Here is a 621-nt window from a genome sequence, read left to right on the forward strand (position 1 = left end):
AGAAAGAGTTTAGAAAAACTTGCAGGAATTCCTATTTTAGTAAAGATTGAAGATGATCCACGTTTTCCACATTTTGTGGTGATTATAAATCATAGGGGTGATTTTTTACAAGTACTTGATCCAAGTTATGGAGAATATATCAGCTCTAAAAGACAATTTTTTAGTGTATGGGATAGATATAAAAAAGGAGGATATGCTTTAATCATTGCTCCTAAAAAGAAATTAAAAGAATATAAGCTTAATATACCTAAATCTTTGAATTTTGATTTTAATCCTTTTAGTTTATATTAATAGGAGTTAAAATAACTCCTAAAATTTAAATATTTAATCTTTAAAAACAAAAAAAATAAATACTTGCAATAAAACTTAACAAAACTCTATTTTATTAAGCAAAAAACTTGATTAAGCCTTAACATCTACACTTTTATGTTTGGTTTTAGTTTTAGAACTTAATTTACTAAGATGATTAGAGTTGGAATTGTTATCATTAGAATTAGAACTATCATTGTTATTTGTATTGCCATTATCTATTTTTACATTAAAAAGAATTTCTAATTCTTTTGCTAAATCAAATTTATTTTCAAGAAGTTTTTTTATGAGTTCATTTCTTATATTATCATC

General features: G+C 23.3%; 2 pseudogenes. One reads left to right on the plus strand and one right to left on the minus strand.

Annotation, left to right across the window (positions count from 1 at the left end):
* Positions 1 to 291, plus strand: a pseudogene (locus tag CQA69_RS08865) (C39 family peptidase); the annotation flags it as partial.
* Between the two features lie 111 nt (positions 292 to 402).
* Here the strand turns inward: CQA69_RS08865 and CQA69_RS08870 are convergent.
* Positions 403 to 621, minus strand: a pseudogene (locus tag CQA69_RS08870) (hypothetical protein); the annotation flags it as partial.

The sequence above is a fragment of the Campylobacter estrildidarum genome (assembly GCF_005406205.1).
GTDB lineage: Bacteria > Campylobacterota > Campylobacteria > Campylobacterales > Campylobacteraceae > Campylobacter_D > Campylobacter_D estrildidarum.